Source organism: Janthinobacterium sp. 35, from assembly GCF_002754575.1.
Taxonomy (GTDB): Bacteria; Pseudomonadota; Gammaproteobacteria; order Burkholderiales; family Burkholderiaceae_D; genus Janthinobacterium; species Janthinobacterium tructae.
In genome coordinates, this window is record NZ_PEFN01000001.1 from 3,439,307 (window position 1) to 3,461,066 (window position 21,760).

Below are 21,760 nucleotides of genomic sequence, written 5' to 3' on the forward strand. Positions count from 1 at the left end.
TATTTTTCAATCGGACTGCCCGTTTTCGATTCTCGCGGCACCTGTATTTGAGAGACGTAATTTCAAGTACCCATTCAAGGCGCCACGTTGCGCGGTTTCATGCCGCTGCGTGCCGCCGCCATAATCAATTTTGATGGAAGGACGCAGTGTGATGCATCTGATGTATATGGTCTGCCACCCGGCGCAACAGCCGTTGTCTGGGGTGCCGCAACGATGAAATCCGCCAATATGCTGTTGTTCTCGCGCGTGCTCGCCGCCGTCTTTGGCGGCTATGCCCTCACGTCCGGCGTGGCCGTGCTGTTGTCGGCCGTGCTGCCGCTGTCGCGCGCCGAAGCCGTGCTGACGGCCACTCTGAGCGCCTTCGTCGTCTACACCTGCGCCGTGGTCTGGGTCTTTGCCGTGCAAGACCTGCGCCGCGCCTGGCTCGGCATGCTGCTGCCGGCGATTCTGTGCGGCGGCCTTGGCCTGCTGCTGTCGCGAGGTGCCGCATGAACGCCGTCAAGGTAGACAAAGTGGTGAAAACGCCGCAACAGGGCGGCTTGCGCCAGGCCATGGCCTGGCTGCATACGTGGAGCGGGCTGTGGATTTCCTGGCTGCTGTTCGCCATTTTCCTGACCGGCACCCTGGCCGTCTTCGACGACCCGATCGGCCACTGGATGACGCCCGAACACGCTCTGGAAGAGGCGGCGCATGCGAACGATCCGCCGCTGCCGAAGGTCACGGACCGCGCGCACCGCCTGGAACTGGCGCTCGACTTCATGGCCAAAGAACACCCGAAGGCGGACATGTGGGAAATCTGGCCGGTGCAGCGTCCCGACCACGGCTTGTCCGCCTACTGGTTCCAGCCCAGCGGCGGCTACGGCTCGGCGGACCTCGATCCGCTGACGGGCGCCGTCATTGAGCATGCGCGCGAGGAAAATGCGCGCGAGACCATCGGCGGCCACCATTTCGTCGATTTCCATTACGAGCTGCACGCGGGACGCATCGGCGTCTGGATCGTCGCCATCACCACCATGATCATGCTGGTGGCGCTGGTGAGCGGCGTCATCACGCACAAGCGCATCTTCAAGGATTTCTTTACCTTCCGCCCGGCCAAGGGCCAGCGTTCGTGGCTCGACGCGCACAACGCGGTGGCCGTGCTGACCTTGCCGTTCCAGTTCATGATCGCCTACACGGGCCTGGCATTTTTCAGCGATGACTATGTGCAGGCCCCCGTGGTGGCGCAATACGGCATGGACAATCCCAAGAAAGCCTTCCTGGCCGACTGGAACGATGCGGGCAAGCCTGCGCGCTCGGGCCAGCCGCTGGCCATTCCCGCGCTGGAATCGTTTGCGCTGCGCGCTGAGCAGGCCATCGGCCAGGAAATCCGCGCCGTGGTGCTGGACAATCCGAACGACGCCTCCATGCGCGTGTGCATGTATGGCTGGAACGAGGATACGGAACTGCTCACGCGCATCAGCGCCAATACGGGCAGGGCCTGCTATGCGCTGGCCACGGGCGAGCAGGTTGCCGTGCGGCTGCCGGGCGAGTCGGACACGGGCGGCGCGGGCCTGACGCGCTCCGTCATGTCGAACCTGCACATGGTGGGTTTCGGCGGCACGCCGATGCGCTGGCTGTACTTCTTTTGCGGCCTGGCCGGCACGGCCATGATGGGCACGGGCGCGATCATGTTCATGGTCAAGCGGCGCCAGAAGTCGGGCGGCGAGTTCGGCGCCTATACGCAGCGCGTGTACCGCGTCATCGCCTGCCTGAACGTGGCGGCGATTGCCGGCCTGTCGATCGCTTGCGTGGGCTTCCTGTGGGCCAACCGTTTGATCCCCGTCGGCATCGAGCACCGGGCAGGTTGGGAAGTGCGTGCCTTCTTCGGCGTGTGGTTTTTGATGCTGGTGCACGCCTGCCTGCGCGCGGAAAAGCGCGCGTGGATCGAACAACTGGGCTTGCTGGCCGCCATGTGCCTGCTGCTGCCCGTCCTGAATGTCCTGAGCACGGGCGACAATCTGGTGGCGCAGGTGGCACGTGGCGACTGGGAAAGCGCGGGCGTGGAACTGTGCAGCATGGCCTTCGGCCTGCTGGCCGCCTGGGGCGCGTGGAAAGTCCGGAAGCGCAAGGAAAAGCCGCTTGAAAAAGCCGCCGCCAGAGAAAACGCTGCGCCCGCAGCCAGCCTGCAAGTTAATCCGGAAGGACAGTCATGATCAACACCATCCTGTGCGCGCTGGGCCTGTCGTATGCGGGCATGGCCAGCCTGTCGCTGGCGATGGACCGCCACCATGGCCAGGTCTGGGGCAGGGACGTGGCGCCGAACGTGCGGCGCGCGCTGCAACTGGCGGGCGCCATCCTGCTGGCGCTGGCCATCTGGCCTTGCGTGGCCGGCTGGAGCGCTACCGTCGGCGTGGTCGCCTGGCTGGGATTCATCGGCGCGGGAGCGCTGCTGGTGGCCCTGCTGCTGCCGTATGCCCCCCGCTTGCTGTTTCGTAGTTCCCTGCTGGCAGCCGTCGCCGCGCTGGCAGGGCTTGTGACGTTCCTGCGGTGATGACCACCGCCATTTTCAAGGATAGACCGATGTATTTTTCACGCCTGGCGACACCGATTGATGTTTTGAATGTACTGAAGGCGGCTTCCTGATGGCGGCCCGCCTGCCTTCCCGCCGCGCCCGCATCCTCGGTGGCGCGGTCTTGCTGGCGCTGTTTGGCGCCGGTGCCCTGTGGGCCACGCGTGGCCCGGCCACCGTGTTCGACACGGCGCCCGTCAAGCGCGGCAATATCGAGGCCAGCGTCACGGCCATCGGCACCTTGCAGCCGCAAACCTATGTCGACGTGGGCGCGCAGGTGTCGGGCCAGATCACGCGCCTGCACGTGCAGCCCGGCAGCGCCGTGGAAAAGGGCCAGTTGCTGGCCGAGATCGACCCCAGCGTGCAGCAAGCCACGGTCGACGCGGGCCGCGCCGCCCTGGCGGGCTTGCGCGCGCAGCTGGCCGACCAGCAGGCGCAGCACCGGCTGGCCGGCCAGCAGCATGGCCGCCAGAAGCAGATGGCCAAGTTCGACTCGACGCCTTTGGCCGACCTGGAAACGGCCGAAGCCACGCTGGCCTCGGCCGGCGCCAAGATCGACCACCTGAAGGCGCAGATAGCCCAGACCCAGGCCAGCCTGAAGGCGGACGAAGCGCGCCTCGGCTATACGCGCATCTACGCGCCCATGGCTGGCAAGGTGGTGGGCCTGGACGCCAAGGAAGGGCAGACCCTGAACGCCACGTACCAGACACCGAACATCCTGCGCATCGCCGACCTGTCGGCCATGACGGTATGGACGGAAGTGTCGGAAGCGGACGTGCGCCGCGTGCGCCCGGACATGCCCGTGTACTTCACCACCCTCGGCGGCGACCAGCGGCGCTGGAGCGGCAAGGTGCGCCAAGTGCTGCCGGCCCCGCCGGTGCCCGGTGGTTCCGCTGCCGGCACGGCCCTGGCGCCATCGACCAGCAAGGTGATTTTATATACCGTGCTGTTCGACGTGGATAACGCCGATGGTGAACTGATGCCGCAGATGACGGCGCAGGTGGTGTTTGTCACGGCAGCGGCAAACAATGTGCTGGCCGTGCCCTTGCCGGCCCTGAAACCGTCGACGGAAGAAGGCGCCAAGCCGGGGCAGTTCACGGCCCGCGTGATGGATGCGGACGGCAAGGTCGATACGCGCGCCGTCACCGTGGGCGTGCGCAACCGCCTCAGCGCGGAAGTGCTGCAAGGCTTGCGCGAAGGTGAATTGCTGGTCACGGGCGAGCAGCCGGCCAGCAGCGGCGCCAGCAGGTTCCAGTTATGAGTGCCATGAGCGAGGCCGCGTCACTGGGGCAACCTGGAGAACCTGGCCAGCCGGCGCCACTGATTGAACTTGCCGGCATCCGCAAGCGCTACGGCGGCCACGACGGCGCGCCGGCCGTGGAAGTGCTGCGCGGCCTGACCTTGTCCATTGGCGCCGGTGAATTCGTCGCCATCGTGGGCGCGTCCGGTTCCGGCAAATCGACTCTGATGCATTTGCTCGGCTGCCTTGACCGCCCCAGCGACGGCACCTACCGCTTCGCCGGCCAGGACGTGGCCAGCCTGAATCCCGATGAACTGGCGTGGCTGCGGCGCGAAGCGTTCGGCTTCGTCTTCCAGGGCTATCACCTGATCGCCACCGAATCGGCGCGCGAGAACGTGGAAGTTCCGGCCCTGTACGCGGGCATGCCGGCCGCGGCCCGCCACGCCCGCTCGGAAGCGCTGCTCAAGCGCCTGGGCCTGGGTGACCGGCTCGACCACCGGCCGAATCAATTATCGGGCGGGCAGCAGCAGCGCGTGTCGATCGCGCGCGCGCTGATGAATGGCGGGCGCATCATCCTTGCCGATGAACCGACGGGGGCGCTAGATAGCAGCAGCGGCGCCGAAGTCATGGCCCTGCTGGGCGAACTGGCCGACGCGGGCCACACCATCATCCTCATTACGCATGACCGCAAGGTGGCGGCCCAGGCGCGCCGCGTGATCGAGATCAGCGATGGCGAAATCATCGCAGATTCGGGCGCCATTGCCATCCCCGCTACGTCGACGGCCCTGCCGCCGCTGGACATGTCGCGCGCCGCCCACGATACAGGCGCGTCGCTGGGCACGGAATTGCTCGACGCGGCGCGCGCCGCCTGGCGCGTGCTGTGGATCAACCGCTTCCGCACGGGATTGACCCTGCTGGGCATCGTCATCGGCGTCGCTTCCGTGATCGTCATGCTGGCCATCGGCCTGGGCACGCGCCAGCAAGTGATGGCCCAATTGGGCGCGTTCGGCTCGAACCTGCTGTACATGGCGTCGCGCGGCGAAAGTTCGCGCATCCCCGGGCGCAGCATCACCCTGGCCGACCTCGATGCGCTCAAGGATGTACCGGGCATCACCCACGTGCTGCCGAATGTCACGGGCAACAAGGTGATACGCCACGGCAACCTCGACGTGCAGACGTATGTGCGCGGTACGGGCCCGGCCCTGCCGCAGATCCAGACCTGGCCGGTGGCCAAGGGCGGCTTCTTTACCGAAGAAGACGAGCGCGAGATGGCCACCGTGGCCGTGCTGGGCGCGCACCTGGCCGAAAAGCTGATGCCCGACGTGGCCAATCCCGTGGGGCAGAGCATCCTGATCGGCAATGTGCCTTTCCAGGTGATCGGCGTGATGAGCGCGAAGGGCGCGCTGACGGGCGAGAAGGATGAAGACGACGTGCTGCTGCTGCCGTTTTCCACGGCCGGCATCCGCGTCTTCGGCCAGCGCGAGCCGACCTACACCGTCATGGCGGTGGCCGACGTCAAGCGCGTGACGGAAGTGGAGGCGGCGGTCGACGCCACGATGTTCGAACGCCACCGCATCCGCGACTATGGCATCAGCAACGCGGCCGCGTCGATCGCCGCCGAAGCCAAGACGCAGGACAACATGACCATGATGCTCAGCCTGATCGCTGCCGTGTCGCTGGTGGTGGGCGGCATCGGCGTCATGAACGTGATGCTGATGACGGTGCGTGAGCGCACGCGCGAAATCGGCATCCGCATGGCGACGGGCGCGCGCCGGCGCGACATCCTGCGCCAGTTCCTCACCGAAGCCGTGCTGGTGTCGGTGGTGGGCGGCGTGGCCGGCATCGTGGTCGGCGTGACGGTGGCCGGCCTGCTGCTGGTATGGGACGTGCCGGTGATCTTTTCGCTGAGCGCCATCGCCGGCGCGTTTGCCTGCGCCGTGGTGACGGGGCTGGTGTTTGGCTTCATGCCGGCGCGCAAGGCGTCGGGACTCGATCCGGTGGTGGCGCTGGCCGGACAGTAGGTGTTGTAAAAACGGTTGTAAAAACGCCGGCGCCATGCCTGCCATCGCGGCCAGGCATTGCGCCGGCGTTGTTGTTTCGGCTAAAATGAGAATAATTCTTATTTGCATTGGTGCCAGGCGCCTGACAGGAAAGGATGCCCATGTCGGCCGCCGACTTCGCCCTACAGCAAGACCACTCTTCTCCCACGCATGCCGCCCAGGCGCTGTACCAGCAGCACCACGGCTGGCTGCATGGCTGGTTGCGCTACAAGCTGGGCAATGCCTTTGACGCGGCCGATCTGGCGCACGATACCTTCGTGCGCATCCTGGCCGGGCGCGACATCGTCGCTATCAGCCAGCCGCGCGCCTACCTGACGACGGTGGCGCGGGGCATCCTGATCAACTGGTATCAGCGCCAGGCGCTCGAACGCGCCTATCTCGACGCCATCGCCCTGTTGCCCGAACTGCAAGCGCCATCGTGTGAAGAGCAATTGCTGATCCTGGAAACCCTGCACCAGGTCGACGCCATGCTCGATTCCCTGCCGGCTGTCGTGCGGCGTGCCTTTTTGCTGTCGCAGCTGGAAGGGCTCACGTATGACGCCATCGCCGTGCGGCTGGACGTGTCGCTGGCCAGCGTTAAGCGCTATATGAAGCAGGCGTTCCTGGCATGCCTGCAGCTCGATGGCGACTAGCGTGGGCGCCCGTGTTCCGATTGATCCACGCGTGCTCGAGCAGGCGGCCGACTGGCTGATGCAGCTGCACTCGGGCGCGGCCAGCGCGCAGCAGCGGCTTGCCTGTGAGCGCTGGCGCGCCAGCGACCCGGAACATGCGCGTGCCTGGCAGCGTGCCGAAGCGTTGCTGGGAAAACTGGGCGGCCTGCCGCCGGAGCTGGCCATGCCGGCGCTGGACCGCTCGCGCGAATTGGACCGCAGCTCGGCGCGCCGCGCCGCGCTGCTGAAACTGGCCGCCTTGCTGGCGGTGGTGCCCGGCGCCTGGCTGCTGATGGAGCAGCAGGGCTGGCGCCACGATTACCGCACGGCCACCGGCGAGCGGCGCGACATCGTGCTGGCCGATGGCAGCCGCATCAGCCTCAATACGGCTACCACCCTGGACGTGCAATTCGATGGCGCGCAGCGCCTGCTGACCCTGCGGCGCGGCGAAATCGCCGTGCAGACTGCCGCCGATGCGCAGCGCCGTCCCTTCCTTGTCGTCACGGCCGAAGGCCGGCTCGAAGCGCTGGGCACGCAGTTTTCCGTGCGCCAGGATGATGGCCGGACGCGGCTGGCGGTGCGGGAAAGCCGAGTGCGCGTGCAGGCGCGCAGCGGTGCGCAGCACATCATTCCAGCGGGACGGCAGGTGGCCTTCACGGCGGCGGCCATCGGCGAACCGGCTGCGCTGGACGGCGGCGCGCTGGCGTGGCAGCGCGGCATGCTGCTGGCCGACGACATGCGCCTGCACGATTTTACGCTGGAACTGGGCCGCTACCGGCCCGGCATCGTGCGCTGCGATCCCCGCGTGGCCGGCGTGCGCGTCTCGGGCGCCTTTCCCATCACGGACACGGATGCGGCGCTGGTGATGCTGGTATCGACCTATCCTGTGGCGGCGCGCACGCGCCTTGGCGGCTATTGGGTGACCCTGGATGCGGCCGAATAAATAGGTGGAAAAACCTGACACTTTTTTCGCGCCGGGCTGGCAAGGGAAAGAAGATCCCATTGCCATGTAAAGGAAACGTCATGCCTGCAACTCCCCTCCGTTCCATCGTTTTTCTCGCCGTCCACCTGGCCGTGCTGGCCATGGCGGCGCCCGCCCATGCCGCATCGCCGGACGCGCCCGCCGCGCGCAGCATCGCGCTGCCGTCAGGACCCCTGGGCCGCAACCTGTCCACCCTGGCCGTCGAGACGGGCATCGCCCTGTCGTTCGATCCGGCCCTGACGGCGGGCCTGAGCAGCCCGGCCCTGAGCGGCAGCTATACGCCGCGCGAGGCGCTGGCGCGCCTGCTGGCCGGCAGCGGCCTGGAACTCGTCGGCCGCAGCGACGGCAGTTATACCTTGCAAAAAGCGGCGCCCGCAGCCGCCGCCGCTGCCAGCGCCGCTGATGAGCAAACCCTGGCCGCGATCCGCGTGCGCGCGCGCCGCGCCGCCGACGGCAGCACGGAAGGCACGGGTTCGTACACCAGCCGCGTCACCAGCATCGCGTCGAAGACGGACCAGTCGTTTCGCGAAATTCCCCAGTCAGTATCGGTGGTGACGCGCCAGCAGCTCGATGACCAGGACGTCAAGGATATCGGTGGCGCCATGGCGCTGACGCCGGGCATCACCTTGCAGCGCGTAAACGGCCATGCCTACAATTTCTATTCGCGGGGCTTCCAGATCGACAGCATGCAGATCGATGGCGGCGCGCCCTTCAATATCGGCAGCTACACCGCGACGGCGATCCAGGACATGGCGATGTACGACCGGGTCGAGGTGATGCGCGGCGCGTCCGGTCTGCTGTCCGGCGCCGGTGATCCGGGCGGCATCATCAATCTGGCGCGCAAGAAACCGCTGGAGCAGCGGCAACTGGCGGCCGCGCTGTCGGCGGGTAGCTGGAGCAATTATCGCGCCGATATCGACGCCACGGGCCCGCTCACTGACGATGGACGGCTGCGCGGGCGGGTGGTGGCCATGTATGAAAATGATGGCTCCTTCATGCGCCACTTCCGTACGGAAAAGGCACTCGTGTACGCGGTGCTGGAAGCGGACCTGCCCACGGGATCGCTGTTGACAGTGGGTGGTTCGCACAGCAAGCGCGATACGAATGGCAGTGGTTCCGGTCTGCCCCGTTATGCCGATGGCACGGATTTGCAGCTGCCGCGCTCGACCAATCTGAGCCAGCCCTGGGGGTATGTCGACAATGCGGTCACGGAACTGTTTGCCCAGCTTGAACACCGCTTTGCCACTGGCTGGAAACTGAAATTGAATGCCAGCCACGTCGAGCAGAGCGCCAAGGGACGCGGCACGTTTACCACCGGCGCCGTGCAGCCTGGCGGCAGCGATGGCGTGGTGTGGGCCGGTACGCGCAACAATGCCTGGAATCACCAGAATGTGCTGGACCTGAATCTGACGGGCAATTTCAAGTTGCTGGGACGCACGCACGAGTTGCTGCTGGGAGCCGACCGGCAGAAGGTCACGAGCTACTGGGATTCGGCCCGGCAGACGGGGGCCGGCAGTACGCCGGCCAATCCTTTCAATCCCGATGCCACGCCATGGGCCGGTGGCGACAATGGCCCTGTCTGGTACCGTTTTCATCCATGGGAGCAGGAACAGTATGGCGCGTATGGCACCGTGCGCCTGCATCCCAGCGACCAGCTGCACGTGGTGCTGGGCGCGCGCCTGGCCCGTTACAAATTCAAGCAATACGTGGCATCCCTCGATGGCGACACGGGCGTGTGGGCGCCCGACTCGGACAGCCGCTTCAGCGAGCCGACCAAGCTGACGCCGTATGGCGGCATCATTTACGACCTCAATGCACAGTGGTCGGCATATGCCAGCTATTCCGCCATCTTCAAGCCGCAGGCGCTGTACAAGGCGGGGCCGATGCCGGGCACCTCGCTCAAGCCAATCACGGGCAAGAGCTATGAAGGCGGCTTCAAGGGTGAACTGCTCGACGGGCGCTTGAATGCCACCTTCAGCCTGTTCCATGTCGAACGCAATGGCGAGGCTGTGCTCGACCCCAGTTATCCGGAAGAAACCGATCTGTATGCGGGCAATTGCTGCTATCTGCCGCAAGGCAAGGTGACCAGCCGTGGCGTGGATATGGAAGTGGGCGGCGAACTCTTGCCTGGCTTGCAGGCCGCCGCCGGCTATACTTTTAACCACAGCAAGAATGACAGCACGGGCTTGCCTTTCAGCAGCATCACGCCCAAGCATCTGTTCAAGCTGTCGACGGCGTATACCTTGCCTGGCGCCTGGTCTGCCTGGAAAGTGGGCGGCAACGTCGCCATCCAGAGCGCCAGCTACACGAGTGGCACGGTGCTCACGCGCGCCGGCGCCGTGCAGGACTTCCAGTTTACGCAGGGCGGCTATGCCGTCTGGAGCGCGCTGGCGCAATACCGCATCGATCCCCGCTGGTCGCTGGCCCTGAACGTCAATAATCTCTTTGACAAGCGCTACTATGAAAAGACGGGCTACTCAGGCGGCGGCAACTGGTATGGCGCGCCACGCAATGCGAGCGTGACCCTGCGCGCCACGTTTTAAACAGGGCGGGCTGGCCAGGGCAAAAAAATGTTGCCCTGCCCCCAACACGCGGTACTATCTCCCATAATAAAAAAAGCTGTGTTTAATGCCCTTGCGGGCACACACCAACCACCACAGGAGAACCCGATGCAGAAGAAATCAACCTTGAAGACCGGTATCGCCGCCGCCCTCATGCTGGCGTTCGGCATGGGCGCCGTGCAGGCCCAGGCACAGGAAGTCGTGCGCCTGGGTAATTTGAAATTCGCCCACTACGGCGCCGTGTCGTACATCAAGGAAATTGCGCCCAAGTGCGGCATCAAGGTCGAAGAGCATATCTTCGCCAAGGGCCTCGATGTGATGCAGGCGATTATCGCCGGCGAGCTGGACGTGGGTGCGACGGCGTCCGAAGCGGCCATTTCCGGCCGTGCCGGCGGCGCGCCCATCTATGTGGTGGCCGGCTTTGCCAAAGGCGGAGCGCGGCTGGTGGGGGGCGCCGGGCAAAAGATTGCCAGCGTCAAGGATTTGAAGGGCAAGCGCGTGGGCGTGACGCGCGGCGGCATCCAGGAAGTGCTGCTGCTGGCCGAGCTGGCGCAAGCGGGCCTGACGTATGCCGACACCAAGGGCAAGGATGTGCAACTGGTGTTCCTGGCCTACGCCGACTTGAACCAGGCGCTGATGGGCAAGAATATCGACGCCATGATGCAGTCGGAACCGCAATCGTCGCAGGCGATCAACAAAGGTTTTGGTACGGAAATCCTGAAACCGTACGACACGCCGATCGGCGAACCCGTGCGGACCATGGTGATGACGGAAAAGTTCTACAAAGAACGCCGTCCGGTGGCGGAAAAATTCATGCGCTGCTTCGTCGAAGCGACCAAGACCTTTATCGACAACAAGGCGACGGCGGAAAAGTATGTGCGCGAAGTCGTGTTCCGCGGCCAGATCACGAAGGATGACTTCGACGATGCGATCAGCAATTCGCCGTATTCGTACGACATCTCGCCCGAGCATATCCAGGTGACCACCGATGTGATGGTGAAAACGGGCGTGGGCCGCATGACGAAGCCGCCCGTGGCCAAGGAGTGGGTCAAGACGGACTTGCTGGAGCAGGCGAAAAAGAGCTTGAATGTAAAGTAAGCCGGAGATTGGCAGTGCCCGATGGCCCGCTTGAGCGGGCCATCATTTTTTGCGGCACACTGATATATAGGCAGGTGGTGCGAAAGATTGCCAAAATCTTGAGGGTGCGCTACCCCGTTGCGCCTCAGGCGCGATATCATGGCAGGCTTGCAGCATTGGCTGGCGGCGGAATGCCTGTCACCCTGGCTGTCGCTTGAATCGCGCTTGTCGGCTATGGTGTAAACTTAAACTATGCAGATCTATTTCTTTCTTATCGCCGCCCTGTTGTACGCGGCGTGCGCGGTGCTTCCCTCGTCCCGTGCCCGGCTCATTGCCGGCCTGACCGGCGTCGCCTGGCTGGCGCACGCCGCCACCCTGTGGTTCGACCTGATGGCGCCGGGCACCTTGCGCTTCGGCTTTTCCGCCATGCTGTCGGCCGCGCTGTGGGTATCGGTGGGCGCCTACTGGATAGAGAACCGCAATTTCAGTCTGGATGGACTGCGCCGCATGGTCATGCCCAGCGCCGTCATCGCCATCGGCCTGGCCTGGGCCTTTCCTGGCAGTCAGGTCAGCATGGAAGGCAAGTCGGCCGTCTTCGGCTGGCATATTGCCGTGGCCGTGCTCGCCTATAGCACCCTGACGATTGCCGCCTTTCACGCCGTGCTGATGGCGCTGCAGGAATCGCGTTTGCATACGCGCAGCGAAAGCCGCGGCTTCATCGGCAGCGCGCTGGACCAGTTGCCAGCCCTGCTGACGATGGAAAAGTTGCTGTTTCGCATGATCGGTCTGGGCTTCATTCTGCTGAGCCTGACCGTGCTGTCGGGCATCGTGTTTTCCGAACAATTATTTGGCAAGGCCTTGACCTGGGATCACAAGTCGGTGTTTACCATGTTGTCGTGGCTGTTGTTTGCCTCGCTGCTGGCAGGCCGGCGCTTCCGCGGTTGGCGCGGCAAGACGGCCCTGAGCTTTACCCTGGCCGGTTTCGCCACCTTGCTGCTGGCCTATGTCGGCAGCCGTTTTGTACTGGAAGTGGTTTTACACCGAGGATTCGCATGACACGTGTTTTATTCTGGCTGGCGCTGGTGTTCCTGGTGCTGTTTGCTATCCGCAGCAAGATCCGGGGCATGCAGCAACGCGCCCGCGCGCAGCAGCAGCAACAGCAGCCGAACCCGTTTGCGCCGCCTGGCCGGCCGCAGGAATTGCCTGATGCCGAACTGATGCTGTGCTGCGCCCACTGCGGCGTGTACTACCCGGCCTCGGAAAACGTGCAGGCCAAGGGCCACGATTACTGCAGCCACGCGCACGCCACCTTGTAAGGGCGGGCCCGCGCGCGTTGCTCATCCGTATCGTAACGTCCTCCGGCATCCATCCGGCGTAGCATCTGCAGCAGGCGCTTCGTTGCCGCCATTGCAGAAAGGCGCGTCCCATGTCCATTCCCCGCCCCAGCCCGCATAGCGTGACCGCCGCCGGCATGCCACCGGCGCCGCAACTGAGCGGCAATTCGCTGCCCATGCAGGCGCTGCGCGCGCAGATCGGCCGCATCGCCCGCTGTGGCGCGCCGGTGGCCATCCGCGGCGAATCGGGCACAGGCAAGGAATTGGCGGCGCGCGCCATCCATGCGCAGGGTGCGCGCGCCAGCTTCCCTTTTATTGCCGTCAACTGCGGCGCGATTCCCGAAGCGTTGATGGAGGCCGAATTCTTCGGCTGCCGCCAGGGCGCCTATACGGGGGCGCATGAGCGCCAGGGATTGTTCCAGGCGGCCCATGGCGGCAGTTTGCTGCTCGATGAAGTCGACGATCTGCCGCTGGCCATGCAGGTCAAGCTGTTGCGCGTGCTGCAGGAGCGGCGCGTGCGCAAGCTGGGCGGTAGTACTGACGAGGCCGTCGACGTGCGCATCCTGTGCGCCAGTCAGCATGGCCTGGCGCGCGGTGTGGCCGCCGGCACGTTTCGCCAGGATCTGTTTTACCGCCTCCATGTGATCGAGCTGGCGCTGCCGCCATTGCGCGAGCGGCGCGGCGATCTGCAGGTATTATGTGAGGTGATCCTGGCGCGTCTGGCACCACGCCAGGCCGTGAGCCTGGCGCCGCCGGTGCTGGCGGCTTTGGCCGCGTATGCGTTTCCCGGCAATGTGCGCGAACTGGAAAATATACTGGAGCGGGCGCTGGCCTTTGCCGACGGCGGCGTGATCGCGCTCGACGCGCTGGCCTTGCCGTCAGTGGCGGGCAGCATGCCGCTGCAGGCGCCGGCGGCATTGCCGGACTTGCCGGAGCGGCAACTGTGCCTGCCCGGCATGGCGGCATATGGCGTGCCGCCCGCCTTGCCGCTGGACATGTATTTACGCCAGGCCGAGCGCGACATGATCATGCAGGCGCTGGTGCAGGCGCGCTATCACCGCGCACGGGCGGCGCGCCAGCTGGGCCTGAGCGTGCGCCAGTTGCGGTACCGCATGCAGAAATTGACGATACAGGAAGCGTTATCTTGATGACAGCATGGACGATAGATGAAGACGGCTGGTGCGACGGCGCGCTGCGCTATGACTCCCAATACCACGATGCGCGCCCGGACGGTGCGCAAGTCGATTTGCTGGTGATCCATAACATCAGCTTGCCGGGCGGCCACTTTGGCGGACCGCATGTGTCGGACTTGTTTACCGGCCGGGTAGACTATAATGCCGATCCTTCTTTCGCCGACCTGCGTGGCTTGCAGGTGTCGGCGCACTTTTTTGTGCGGCGCGATGGTGCTCTGTTGCAATATGTTTCTACTGATCAACGTGCCTGGCATGCCGGTGCGTCCACGTTCGAAGGGCGCCCGCAGTGCAATGGCTATTCCATCGGTGTCGAAATGGAGGGCACGGACTTTGTCCCCTTCCAGCCGCAGCAATACCGCGTGCTGGCGGCGCTGACGGCGGCGCTGGTGGCGCGCTATGACTTGTCCCAGGTGCGCGGCCACGCGCATATTGCGCCGGGGCGGAAGACGGATCCGGGGCCGTTTTTTGACTGGCATTTTTATCAAGTATGCTGGCTGGAAACTATGCGCGGGCAGCCTGCGTTAGCGCTTACTACGCGGGGATTGGGCTTTCCATCCGTGCCCTGAAAAGTCAACCGAAATCGTATATGAAAATACAAAAAATTACGCTGGCGGATGCCGGAAAACTATTGCATCGCCTTTCGATGGGCACTACAATTAGTGCATAACTTGGATTTAAAGACTATATGTAGTGCCATCACAGACATTTTCAGAATTATTACCAAAGCTACCCTGTTTGTTGATATGGCAACGGGAACTGGCGTTTCATCACCCTTGATCGTGTTTCGCGCCAGCCGGGCTGTACAGGTTGGCCGTCTGATTTTCGGCTGTATATTATTTATTATCTAGCAACAAATACCTGAAGAAACCCTGACCATCGGGCGTTCTATTCAACAACACACGCGGCAGCAAAACTGCAGGCTGACTTTAGCTGACAACGGGAGCTTCAATGCAATCACCACAAGATATTTCCATCCATCCAACGCCAGTATCGCCAGCGCCAGGCGCGGCCAATAGTGTGGCGAGCACCGGCGCGGCATTGGGCGACTATCGCATCATCCGCCGCAACGGCGCGGTGGTGGCATTTGAGCCTTCGAAGATCGCCATCGCCATGACCAAGGCGTTTTTGGCCGTTAACGGCGGCCAGGGCGCCGCTTCGGCACGCGTCCGCGAACTGGTGGAGCAACTGACCGACGGCGTCGTCGCCGCGCTGGTGCGCCGCCATCCGGGTGGCGGCACCTTCCATATCGAAGACGTGCAAGACCAGGTGGAACTGTCGCTGATGCGTTCGGGCGAGCACGATGTGGCGCGTGCCTACGTGCTGTACCGCGCCAAGCACATGGAAGAGCGCCGCTTGCAGAAGGAGGCGCTGGGCGCTTCCGCGCAAGTGACCGCACCCCAGCTGAACGTCACTGACAACGGCGTGCGCCGCCTGCTGAACATGCAGGAAGTGCGCGACCTGATCAACGCCGCCTGCGCCGGCCTGGAAAAGCACGTCGATGCCGACGCCATCCTGGCGGAAACGGTGAAGAACCTGTACGACGGCGTGCCCGTCGAAGAGCTGCACAAGTCGGCCATCCTGGCGGCGCGCGCGCTGATGGAAAAAGATCCGGCATACAGCCAGGTCACGGCCCGCATCCTGCTGCACACGGTGCGCAAGGAAGTGTTCGGCAAGGAAGTGCCGCAAGCGGCCGCTGCCGCCGAGTACCTGACGTATTTCCCGCAATATATCGCCAAGGGCATCGCCAATGACCTGCTGAACCCGGTACTTGCCAGTTTCGACCTGGAACGCCTGGCCAAGGCCATCGTTGCCGACCGCGACTTGCAATTCGGCTACATCGGCCTGCAAACGCTGTATGACCGCTACTTCCTGCACATCCATGACGTGCGCATCGAAATGCCGCAGGCGTTCTACATGCGCGTGGCCATGGGCCTGTCGCTGAACGAAGCGGACCGCGAAGCGCGCACCATCGAGTTCTACAATCTGCTGTCCTCGTTCGACTTCATGAGCTCGACGCCGACCCTGTTCAACTCGGGCACCCTGCGCTCGCAGCTGTCGTCGTGCTACCTGAGCACCGTCTCGGACGACCTGGAAGGCATCTACGACGCCATCAAGGACAACGCGCTGCTGGCCAAGTACGCCGGCGGCCTGGGTAACGACTGGACGCCAGTGCGCGCCCTGGGCGCCCACATCAAGGGCACCAACGGCAAGTCGCAAGGCGTGGTGCCGTTCCTGAAAGTGGTCAACGACACGGCCGTGGCAGTCAACCAGGGCGGCAAGCGCAAGGGCGCCGTCTGCGCCTACCTGGAAACCTGGCACATGGACATCGAGGAATTCCTCGACCTGCGCAAGAACACGGGCGACGACCGCCGCCGCACGCACGACATGAACACGGCGAACTGGATTCCCGACATGTTCATGAAGCGCGTCATGGAAAAAGGCGAGTGGACCCTGTTCTCGCCATCCGAAACGCCAGATTTGCACGACCTGGTCGGCAAGGCCTTTGAAAAGGCTTACCTGGGCTACGAAGCCAAGGCAGCCGCCGGCGAAATCCGCTCGTTCAAGAAGATCGCCGCGCTGGACCTGTGGCGCAAGATGCTGTCGATGCTGTTTGAAACGGGCCACCCATGGATCACGTTCAAGGATCCTTGCAACATCCGCAGCCCGCAGTCGCACGTCGGCGTCGTCCACAGCTCGAACCTGTGCACGGAAATCACGCTGAATACGGGCCCTGACGAAATCGCCGTCTGCAACCTCGGTTCCGTGAACATGCCGGCGCACATGAAGGAAGGCAAGCTCGATCACGTCAAGCTGGCCAAGACCGTGCGCACCGCCATGCGCATGCTCGACAACGTCATCGACATCAATTACTACGCGGTCGAGAAGGCGCGCAATTCGAACATGCGCCACCGTCCGGTCGGCATGGGCGTGATGGGCTTCCAGGACTGCCTGCACATGATGCGCATCCCGTTCGCTTCGGACGCCGCCGTCAGCTTCGCCGACACCTCGATGGAAGCGGTGTGCTACTACGCCTACCTGGCGTCGACGGAACTGGCCGAAGAACGCGGCCGCTATGAATCGTATGCCGGTTCGCTGTGGGATCGTGGCATCTTGCCGCAGGACTCGGTCAAACTGTTGGCCGAAGAGCGCGGCGGCTACCTGGAAGTCGACTCCTCGTCGGCCATGGACTGGACCCCGGTGCGCGAACGCATCGCCAAGTTCGGCATGCGCAACTCGAACTGCGTGGCGATCGCCCCGACGGCGACGATTTCGAACATCATCGGCGTATCGGCCTGTATCGAGCCGACGTTCCAGAACCTGTATGTGAAATCGAACCTGTCGGGTGAATTCACCGAGATCAACGGCTACCTGGTACGCGACCTGAAGGCGCGCGACCTGTGGGATGAAGTCATGATCTCCGACCTGAAGTATTTCGACGGCTCGCTGGTGAAGATCGACCGCATCCCGCAAGACTTGCGCGACATCTACGCCACCGCCTTTGAAGTGTCGCCAAGCTGGCTGGTGGAAGCGGCTTCGCGTCGCCAGAAGTGGATCGACCAGGCCCAGTCGCTGAACATCTATATGGCTGGCGCATCGGGCAAGAAGCTCGACGAGACCTACAAGCTGGCATGGCTGCGTGGCCTGAAAACCACCTACTACCTGCGTACCATCGCCGCTACCCACATGGAGAAATCGACCTCCAAGACGGGTGCCCTGAACGCCGTGGCAGTCGATGGCGGCATGTCGGCCAGCGCCCAGAGCGCACAGGCAGCGATCGTGGCGGCAGCCGCTGCCGCCGTGGTGGTACCCGTGGTGGCAGCTGCAGCGGACGACGCCGATGGCGAAGCCTGCTACCTGCGTCCGGGGGATGACGGCTTTGAAGAATGCGAAGCCTGCCAGTAAAATTTTAGTTGTCAGCCCAGCGCTGCTGGGCTGATTCAATGTTGTTAATGTCCGCATTGTCCGATTCAACGGGCCTGTTGCGGATCGCCGGCTCGCCGGCATGGAAAGGAAGAAGATTATGTCGTTGTCCTGGGATGATGAAACCACGTCGGCAGCTGTGCCGCGTCCGGCGCAGCAAGCGCCATTGGGAAATACCGAATTGAACCTGCCGGCCGGTGCCGAACCGTCCGAAGCGAACGCCGAGCAAGTGGCGCGCCGCGTGAATGCCGACGACAAGCGCATCATCAACGGCAAGACGGACGTCAACCAGCTGGTGCCGTTCAAGTACAAGTGGGCGTGGGACAAATACCTGGCCGGCTGCGCCAACCACTGGATGCCGCAGGAAGTGAACATGCAGCGTGATATCGAGCTGTGGAAAAACCCGAACGGCCTGACGGACGACGAGCGCCGCCTGGTCAAGCGCAACCTGGGCTTCTTCGTGACGGCCGACTCGCTGGCCGCCAACAACATCGTGCTGGGCACCTACCGCCACATCACGGCGCCGGAATGCCGCCAGTACCTGCTGCGTCAGGCGTTCGAGGAAGCGATCCACACGCACGCCTACCAGTACATCGTGGAATCCCTGGGCCTGGACGAAGGCGAGATCTTCAACGCCTACAACGAAGTCAAGTCGATCCGCGACAAGGATGAATTCCTGATCCCGTTCATCAACACCCTGACCGACCCGGCATTTACCACCGGCACAGTGGAAAACGACCAGAAGCTGCTGAAATCCCTGATCGTGTTTGCCTGCCTGATGGAAGGCCTGTTCTTCTACGTCGGCTTCACGCAGATCCTGGCGCTGGGCCGCCAGAACAAGATGATGGGCGCTGCCGAGCAGTACCAGTACATCCTGCGCGATGAATCGATGCACTGCAACTTCGGCATCGACTTGATCAACACGATCAAGATGGAAAACCCGCAGCTGTGGACGGCCGAATTCCGCGAAGAGATCAAAGTGCTGTTCATGCAAGCCGTGGAGCTGGAATACGCGTACGCGGAAGACACCATGCCACGCGGCGTGCTGGGTCTGAACGCACCGATGTTCAAGGGCTATCTGCGCTTCATCGCCAACCGCCGCGCGCAGCAGATCGGCCTCGAGCCGCTGTTCGCGCAAGAGGAAAATCCATTCCCGTGGATGAGCGAAATGATCGACATGAAGAAGGAACGCAACTTCTTCGAGACGCGCGTGACGGAATACCAGACCGGCGGCGCGCTGAACTGGGAATAAGCCATAATTTAAATATATATTAACCCCGCAATTAGCGGGGTTTTTTTGTTGGTTAGATGAAAATTTAAATTTATCTGATAAAATAAAAATGCAAAATTAATCATAATTAATTTTATTTCAATAAAATTTAAGCTTTTTAATGTATTTATATTAGATTGCACAGAGAGTAAGTTAAATGGTTATTTATATTGGATTTTATATTTAAAATGGCGAATTCGACCCCATTACGGTACCCTGGTGGAAAAGCAAGGCTAAGACCTTATGTAGAGCAGTTGCTATTAAGTAATGATATTGCTGACGCTCACTATGTCGAACCTTTTTGCGGAGGTGCGGGACTTGCTTTGGAGTTATTGTTCAGATCCATTGTGAATACAATTCATTTAAATGATTTCGATCGTGCCATTTATGCATTTTGGAAAACGGCTGTATATGATACAGAGAATTTATGTCGATTGATCAGGGATACTGAGTGCAGTATGAAAACTTGGTATGCTATGAGAGAAATATGGCGTAATAAAAATAATGAAGATATTCTAAATCTTGGTTTTGCAACTTTTTTTCTGAACCGTACTAATCGATCTGGTATTCTTGCTGCTGGAGTTATTGGCGGGAAAGAACAAGACGGAAAATGGAAGATTGATGCTAGGTATAATCGAGAGGATCTCATCAAGCGTATCGAATTATTGGGTATGAACCGTGAAAAAATAAAGATATATAATTTGGATGCAAAAGATTTTCTATTGTATATGAAGCCGCTATTGCCAAATAATTCTCTTATTTATTTGGACCCGCCATATGTTGAAAAAGGGCCAGGTTTATATTTAAATCATTACAGTGAGAACGATCATCGAGATTTGGCAAATTTAGTTAAAAATAAGTTAAATTTCTCTTGGATGGTATCTTATGATGATCACCCACTAGTGCGAGAATGTTATGGGGAGAGTGCTGAGGTGGAAATGAATTTTCCATATAGTGCTTATGGAAATGCTCGTCGTGGAAATGAGTTGGTATATTTTTCGAAAAACTTAAAATCTCCCGAAATGATGCAGAAGAACAGAAGATATCAGCAACCGTGGGATGGAAATTAATAATATTGCGGAATTATTTTATAAATATCTGGAGACTATATGGCACGCAAGGCAGAGGTTGCAAATACTGAACTTAAGATAATAAAAATTAATAGTTTTCGTGGTTTGAAAAATATAAATATTGAATTTGGGAAAAGAATTTCTGTAATTTGTGGGAAAAACGGAACATCTAAATCTACTATACTTGGTGTGGTTGCACAAATGTTTAGTTTCCGTAAAGATTATACTAAAATTCCAAATGTTGATCTTCATTCAAAATATAGAACCCTATCAGGTGATAATTTCGAATCTGTTTTTTCAGATCACTTTCGCTTTTCCCCGGCTCATGATCATTCTGGATCAATGGACGTAGATATAAAAATATTTGATGCTGCTGAAAATAAAGATTTGTCCCTAAAGTTGGCGCTTTATAAATCCAAGGATCGCGTTAATCCTAGACCTATTGTCCGTGGTAATACTGAAACAAACGGTGCGAGTTCTAGCCGTAATGTCACGCATCCAGTCATTTATCTTAGTTTAAAAAGACTAATGCCGATTGCAGATCGTCTTGAATATAAACAGCACGATATTGATTTTTTGACGAAAAATTTAACCGAATTTAAAGGGATGAGTAATCAACTTTTGAATCGCGCAAACAGAGGTGAAGTAACAGCTACAAGAGGAACAATAAATTCTGTCGTGGTTCACGGATCAACATATGATCAAGACTCTGTTTCTGCCGGAGAGGATAATGTAGGGCAGATTTTGCAAGCTATATTTTCCTTCAGGAAATTAAAGTCTGAATATTCTCAATATCGTGGAGGAATTCTTCTCATTGATGAAGCGGATGCTGGTCTCTTCCCAGCTGCACAAACTGCATTTATTGAAATGTTGGCAAGGGAATGTAAGAATTTAAATTTGCAGGTTATCATGACGTCACATTCTCCGACTATGATAGAAAAAATATATTCTTTAAGTGAAAAAGATCCATCGTTATATAAAACTTTATATTTGACTGATACATATGGTGAAATTACTCTATGTGAAAATTATTCTTGGCCTGATATTTTTGCTGATTTGCATGTTCAAACTATTGCAATAGATGACGAAGTATCATTTCCAAAAATAAATGTATATTTTGAAGATCGTGAAGGTGTTGATTTTTATGACGCTTTAATAACTAATAGAAAATTAAAGAAAATAGTAAATTGCTTGCGGGATGTGACTTTGGGTTGTAAGAATTACGTTCAATTAGTTCAGAAGAAAATACCTGAATTTTCAAAAAAGAGTTTAATAATTTTGGACGCTGATGTGGAGGGTGTCGAGAATTATAGTAATATTGTATTGTTGCCTGGCGTGCTTCCTCCTGATCAATTGTTGTATGAATTTCTTTTTAATTTGCCTGCTAATCATTCATTTTGGAAGAACGATAAAAAATTCACTAAGCCAGTGTTTTCTAGAATATCTGCGGATTTAACTAATCGCCTTGAGATAGAGTTGGCGGATGGTGAAAGTTTAGATCTTTTGCCAATTATTATTGAGCTTCGAAAGACGCCGAATGAAGATGGTGCAATCCGTACTAAGTTTAAAGATTTTTATAAAACTAAAGAAATTCAAGCAATGATAAAAGGTAGTGTAAAAAATAATCCTTTTCGATTATGGATTGCGATGAATGAGGAAATTGCGAATGAGTTCCAAACGCTATATATATCAGCGATAAAAAATGTTGCAATATTTGGGCATGGGATTGAATCTGCATTAATACATTCGTATATTGAATCATGAAAAATATTCGGAATCTAATATGTTTTTTGAAATGCATGGCCGGGTAGAATTTATTGATTCAAAGAGAGCTTGAGAATTTCTTGAGAAATT

Annotated in this window: 17 protein-coding genes; all 17 read left to right on the forward strand. The window is 59.6% G+C overall.

Annotation, left to right across the window (positions count from 1 at the left end):
• Nucleotides 1–213 precede the first annotated feature (213 nt).
• Entirely contained in the window at nucleotides 214–492 is a 279-nt protein-coding gene (locus CLU93_RS15290) for a hypothetical protein (protein WP_099762135.1), read from the forward strand.
• Nucleotides 489–2,192, forward strand: coding sequence for a PepSY-associated TM helix domain-containing protein (locus tag CLU93_RS15295; protein WP_180287861.1), 1,704 nt, complete (start codon nucleotides 489–491; stop codon nucleotides 2,190–2,192). Before CLU93_RS15290 ends, CLU93_RS15295 begins: the two co-directional genes overlap by 4 nt.
• Nucleotides 2,189–2,530 (forward strand): DUF3325 domain-containing protein, encoded by a 342-nt coding sequence (locus CLU93_RS15300; RefSeq protein ID WP_099762136.1) that lies wholly within the window; start codon nucleotides 2,189–2,191, stop codon nucleotides 2,528–2,530. Before CLU93_RS15295 ends, CLU93_RS15300 begins: the two co-directional genes overlap by 4 nt.
• Nucleotides 2,531–2,621: 91 nt before the next feature.
• Nucleotides 2,622–3,809, forward strand: a complete 1,188-nt coding sequence (locus tag CLU93_RS15305; protein ID WP_099762137.1) for an efflux RND transporter periplasmic adaptor subunit — start codon at nucleotides 2,622–2,624, stop codon at nucleotides 3,807–3,809.
• Between the two features lie 5 nt (nucleotides 3,810–3,814).
• A complete protein-coding gene (locus CLU93_RS15310; RefSeq protein ID WP_099762138.1) occupies nucleotides 3,815–5,809 on the forward strand; it encodes a MacB family efflux pump subunit in 1,995 nt (664 codons plus the stop codon).
• A 140-nt stretch (nucleotides 5,810–5,949) separates the two neighbouring features.
• Nucleotides 5,950–6,480 carry a sigma-70 family RNA polymerase sigma factor gene (locus tag CLU93_RS15315; protein ID WP_099762139.1) on the forward strand — a complete coding sequence of 177 codons (531 nt, stop codon included), beginning with the start codon at nucleotides 5,950–5,952 and terminating at the stop codon, nucleotides 6,478–6,480.
• A 1-nt stretch (nucleotide 6,481) separates the two neighbouring features.
• Complete coding sequence (locus tag CLU93_RS15320) at nucleotides 6,482–7,441, forward strand: FecR domain-containing protein (RefSeq protein ID WP_257224978.1); 960 nt, start codon at nucleotides 6,482–6,484, stop codon at nucleotides 7,439–7,441.
• A gap of 80 nt (nucleotides 7,442–7,521) precedes the next feature.
• Entirely contained in the window at nucleotides 7,522–10,023 is a 2,502-nt protein-coding gene (locus tag CLU93_RS15325; RefSeq protein ID WP_099762141.1) for a TonB-dependent siderophore receptor, read from the forward strand.
• 126 nt (nucleotides 10,024–10,149) lie between these two features.
• Nucleotides 10,150–11,139: an ABC transporter substrate-binding protein gene (locus CLU93_RS15330; protein ID WP_373629850.1), complete on the forward strand. Its 990-nt coding sequence runs from the start codon at nucleotides 10,150–10,152 to the stop codon at nucleotides 11,137–11,139.
• A 231-nt stretch (nucleotides 11,140–11,370) separates the two neighbouring features.
• Entirely contained in the window at nucleotides 11,371–12,174 is an 804-nt protein-coding gene (locus CLU93_RS15335; RefSeq protein ID WP_096237841.1) for a cytochrome C assembly family protein, read from the forward strand.
• Nucleotides 12,171–12,434 carry a PP0621 family protein gene (locus tag CLU93_RS15340; protein WP_099762142.1) on the forward strand — a complete coding sequence of 88 codons (264 nt, stop codon included), beginning with the start codon at nucleotides 12,171–12,173 and terminating at the stop codon, nucleotides 12,432–12,434. Before CLU93_RS15335 ends, CLU93_RS15340 begins: the two co-directional genes overlap by 4 nt.
• A gap of 110 nt (nucleotides 12,435–12,544) precedes the next feature.
• Nucleotides 12,545–13,600: a sigma 54-interacting transcriptional regulator gene (locus CLU93_RS15345; protein ID WP_099762143.1), complete on the forward strand. Its 1,056-nt coding sequence runs from the start codon at nucleotides 12,545–12,547 to the stop codon at nucleotides 13,598–13,600.
• On the forward strand, nucleotides 13,600–14,211 hold the full coding sequence (gene ampD / locus CLU93_RS15350) for a 1,6-anhydro-N-acetylmuramyl-L-alanine amidase AmpD (protein ID WP_099762144.1): 612 nt from the start codon (nucleotides 13,600–13,602) through the stop codon (nucleotides 14,209–14,211). Before CLU93_RS15345 ends, ampD begins: the two co-directional genes overlap by 1 nt.
• A 382-nt stretch (nucleotides 14,212–14,593) precedes the next feature.
• Nucleotides 14,594–17,548, forward strand: coding sequence for a ribonucleoside-diphosphate reductase subunit alpha (locus CLU93_RS15355; protein ID WP_099762145.1), 2,955 nt, complete (start codon nucleotides 14,594–14,596; stop codon nucleotides 17,546–17,548).
• Nucleotides 17,549–17,666: 118 nt separating this feature from the next.
• Entirely contained in the window at nucleotides 17,667–18,818 is a 1,152-nt protein-coding gene (locus tag CLU93_RS15360) for a ribonucleotide-diphosphate reductase subunit beta (protein WP_099762146.1), read from the forward strand.
• Between the two features lie 206 nt (nucleotides 18,819–19,024).
• Nucleotides 19,025–19,906, forward strand: a complete 882-nt coding sequence (locus tag CLU93_RS15365) for a DNA adenine methylase (RefSeq protein ID WP_143451751.1) — start codon at nucleotides 19,025–19,027, stop codon at nucleotides 19,904–19,906.
• A gap of 39 nt (nucleotides 19,907–19,945) precedes the next feature.
• The gene (locus CLU93_RS15370; RefSeq protein ID WP_099762148.1) at nucleotides 19,946–21,670 is read left to right on the forward strand and encodes an AAA family ATPase; all 1,725 of its coding nucleotides are present in this window, start codon (nucleotides 19,946–19,948) and stop codon (nucleotides 21,668–21,670) included.
• The last annotated feature ends 90 nt before the right edge of the window (nucleotides 21,671–21,760 follow it).

Coding starts and splice junctions, on each gene's coding strand:
- CLU93_RS15290 (WP_099762135.1), top strand. CDS start 214: ATGAAATCCGCCAATATGCTGTTGTTCTCGCGCGTGCTCGCCGCCGTC.
- CLU93_RS15295 (WP_180287861.1), top strand. CDS start 489: ATGAACGCCGTCAAGGTAGACAAAGTGGTGAAAACGCCGCAACAGGGC.
- CLU93_RS15300 (WP_099762136.1), top strand. CDS start 2,189: ATGATCAACACCATCCTGTGCGCGCTGGGCCTGTCGTATGCGGGCATG.
- CLU93_RS15305 (WP_099762137.1), top strand. CDS start 2,622: ATGGCGGCCCGCCTGCCTTCCCGCCGCGCCCGCATCCTCGGTGGCGCG.
- CLU93_RS15310 (WP_099762138.1), top strand. CDS start 3,815: ATGAGCGAGGCCGCGTCACTGGGGCAACCTGGAGAACCTGGCCAGCCG.
- CLU93_RS15315 (WP_099762139.1), top strand. CDS start 5,950: ATGTCGGCCGCCGACTTCGCCCTACAGCAAGACCACTCTTCTCCCACG.
- CLU93_RS15325 (WP_099762141.1), top strand. CDS start 7,522: ATGCCTGCAACTCCCCTCCGTTCCATCGTTTTTCTCGCCGTCCACCTG.
- CLU93_RS15330 (WP_373629850.1), top strand. CDS start 10,150: ATGCAGAAGAAATCAACCTTGAAGACCGGTATCGCCGCCGCCCTCATG.
- CLU93_RS15335 (WP_096237841.1), top strand. CDS start 11,371: ATGCAGATCTATTTCTTTCTTATCGCCGCCCTGTTGTACGCGGCGTGC.
- CLU93_RS15340 (WP_099762142.1), top strand. CDS start 12,171: ATGACACGTGTTTTATTCTGGCTGGCGCTGGTGTTCCTGGTGCTGTTT.
- CLU93_RS15345 (WP_099762143.1), top strand. CDS start 12,545: ATGTCCATTCCCCGCCCCAGCCCGCATAGCGTGACCGCCGCCGGCATG.
- ampD (WP_099762144.1), top strand. CDS start 13,600: ATGACAGCATGGACGATAGATGAAGACGGCTGGTGCGACGGCGCGCTG.
- CLU93_RS15355 (WP_099762145.1), top strand. CDS start 14,594: ATGCAATCACCACAAGATATTTCCATCCATCCAACGCCAGTATCGCCA.
- CLU93_RS15360 (WP_099762146.1), top strand. CDS start 17,667: ATGTCGTTGTCCTGGGATGATGAAACCACGTCGGCAGCTGTGCCGCGT.
- CLU93_RS15365 (WP_143451751.1), top strand. CDS start 19,025: ATGGCGAATTCGACCCCATTACGGTACCCTGGTGGAAAAGCAAGGCTA.
- CLU93_RS15370 (WP_099762148.1), top strand. CDS start 19,946: ATGGCACGCAAGGCAGAGGTTGCAAATACTGAACTTAAGATAATAAAA.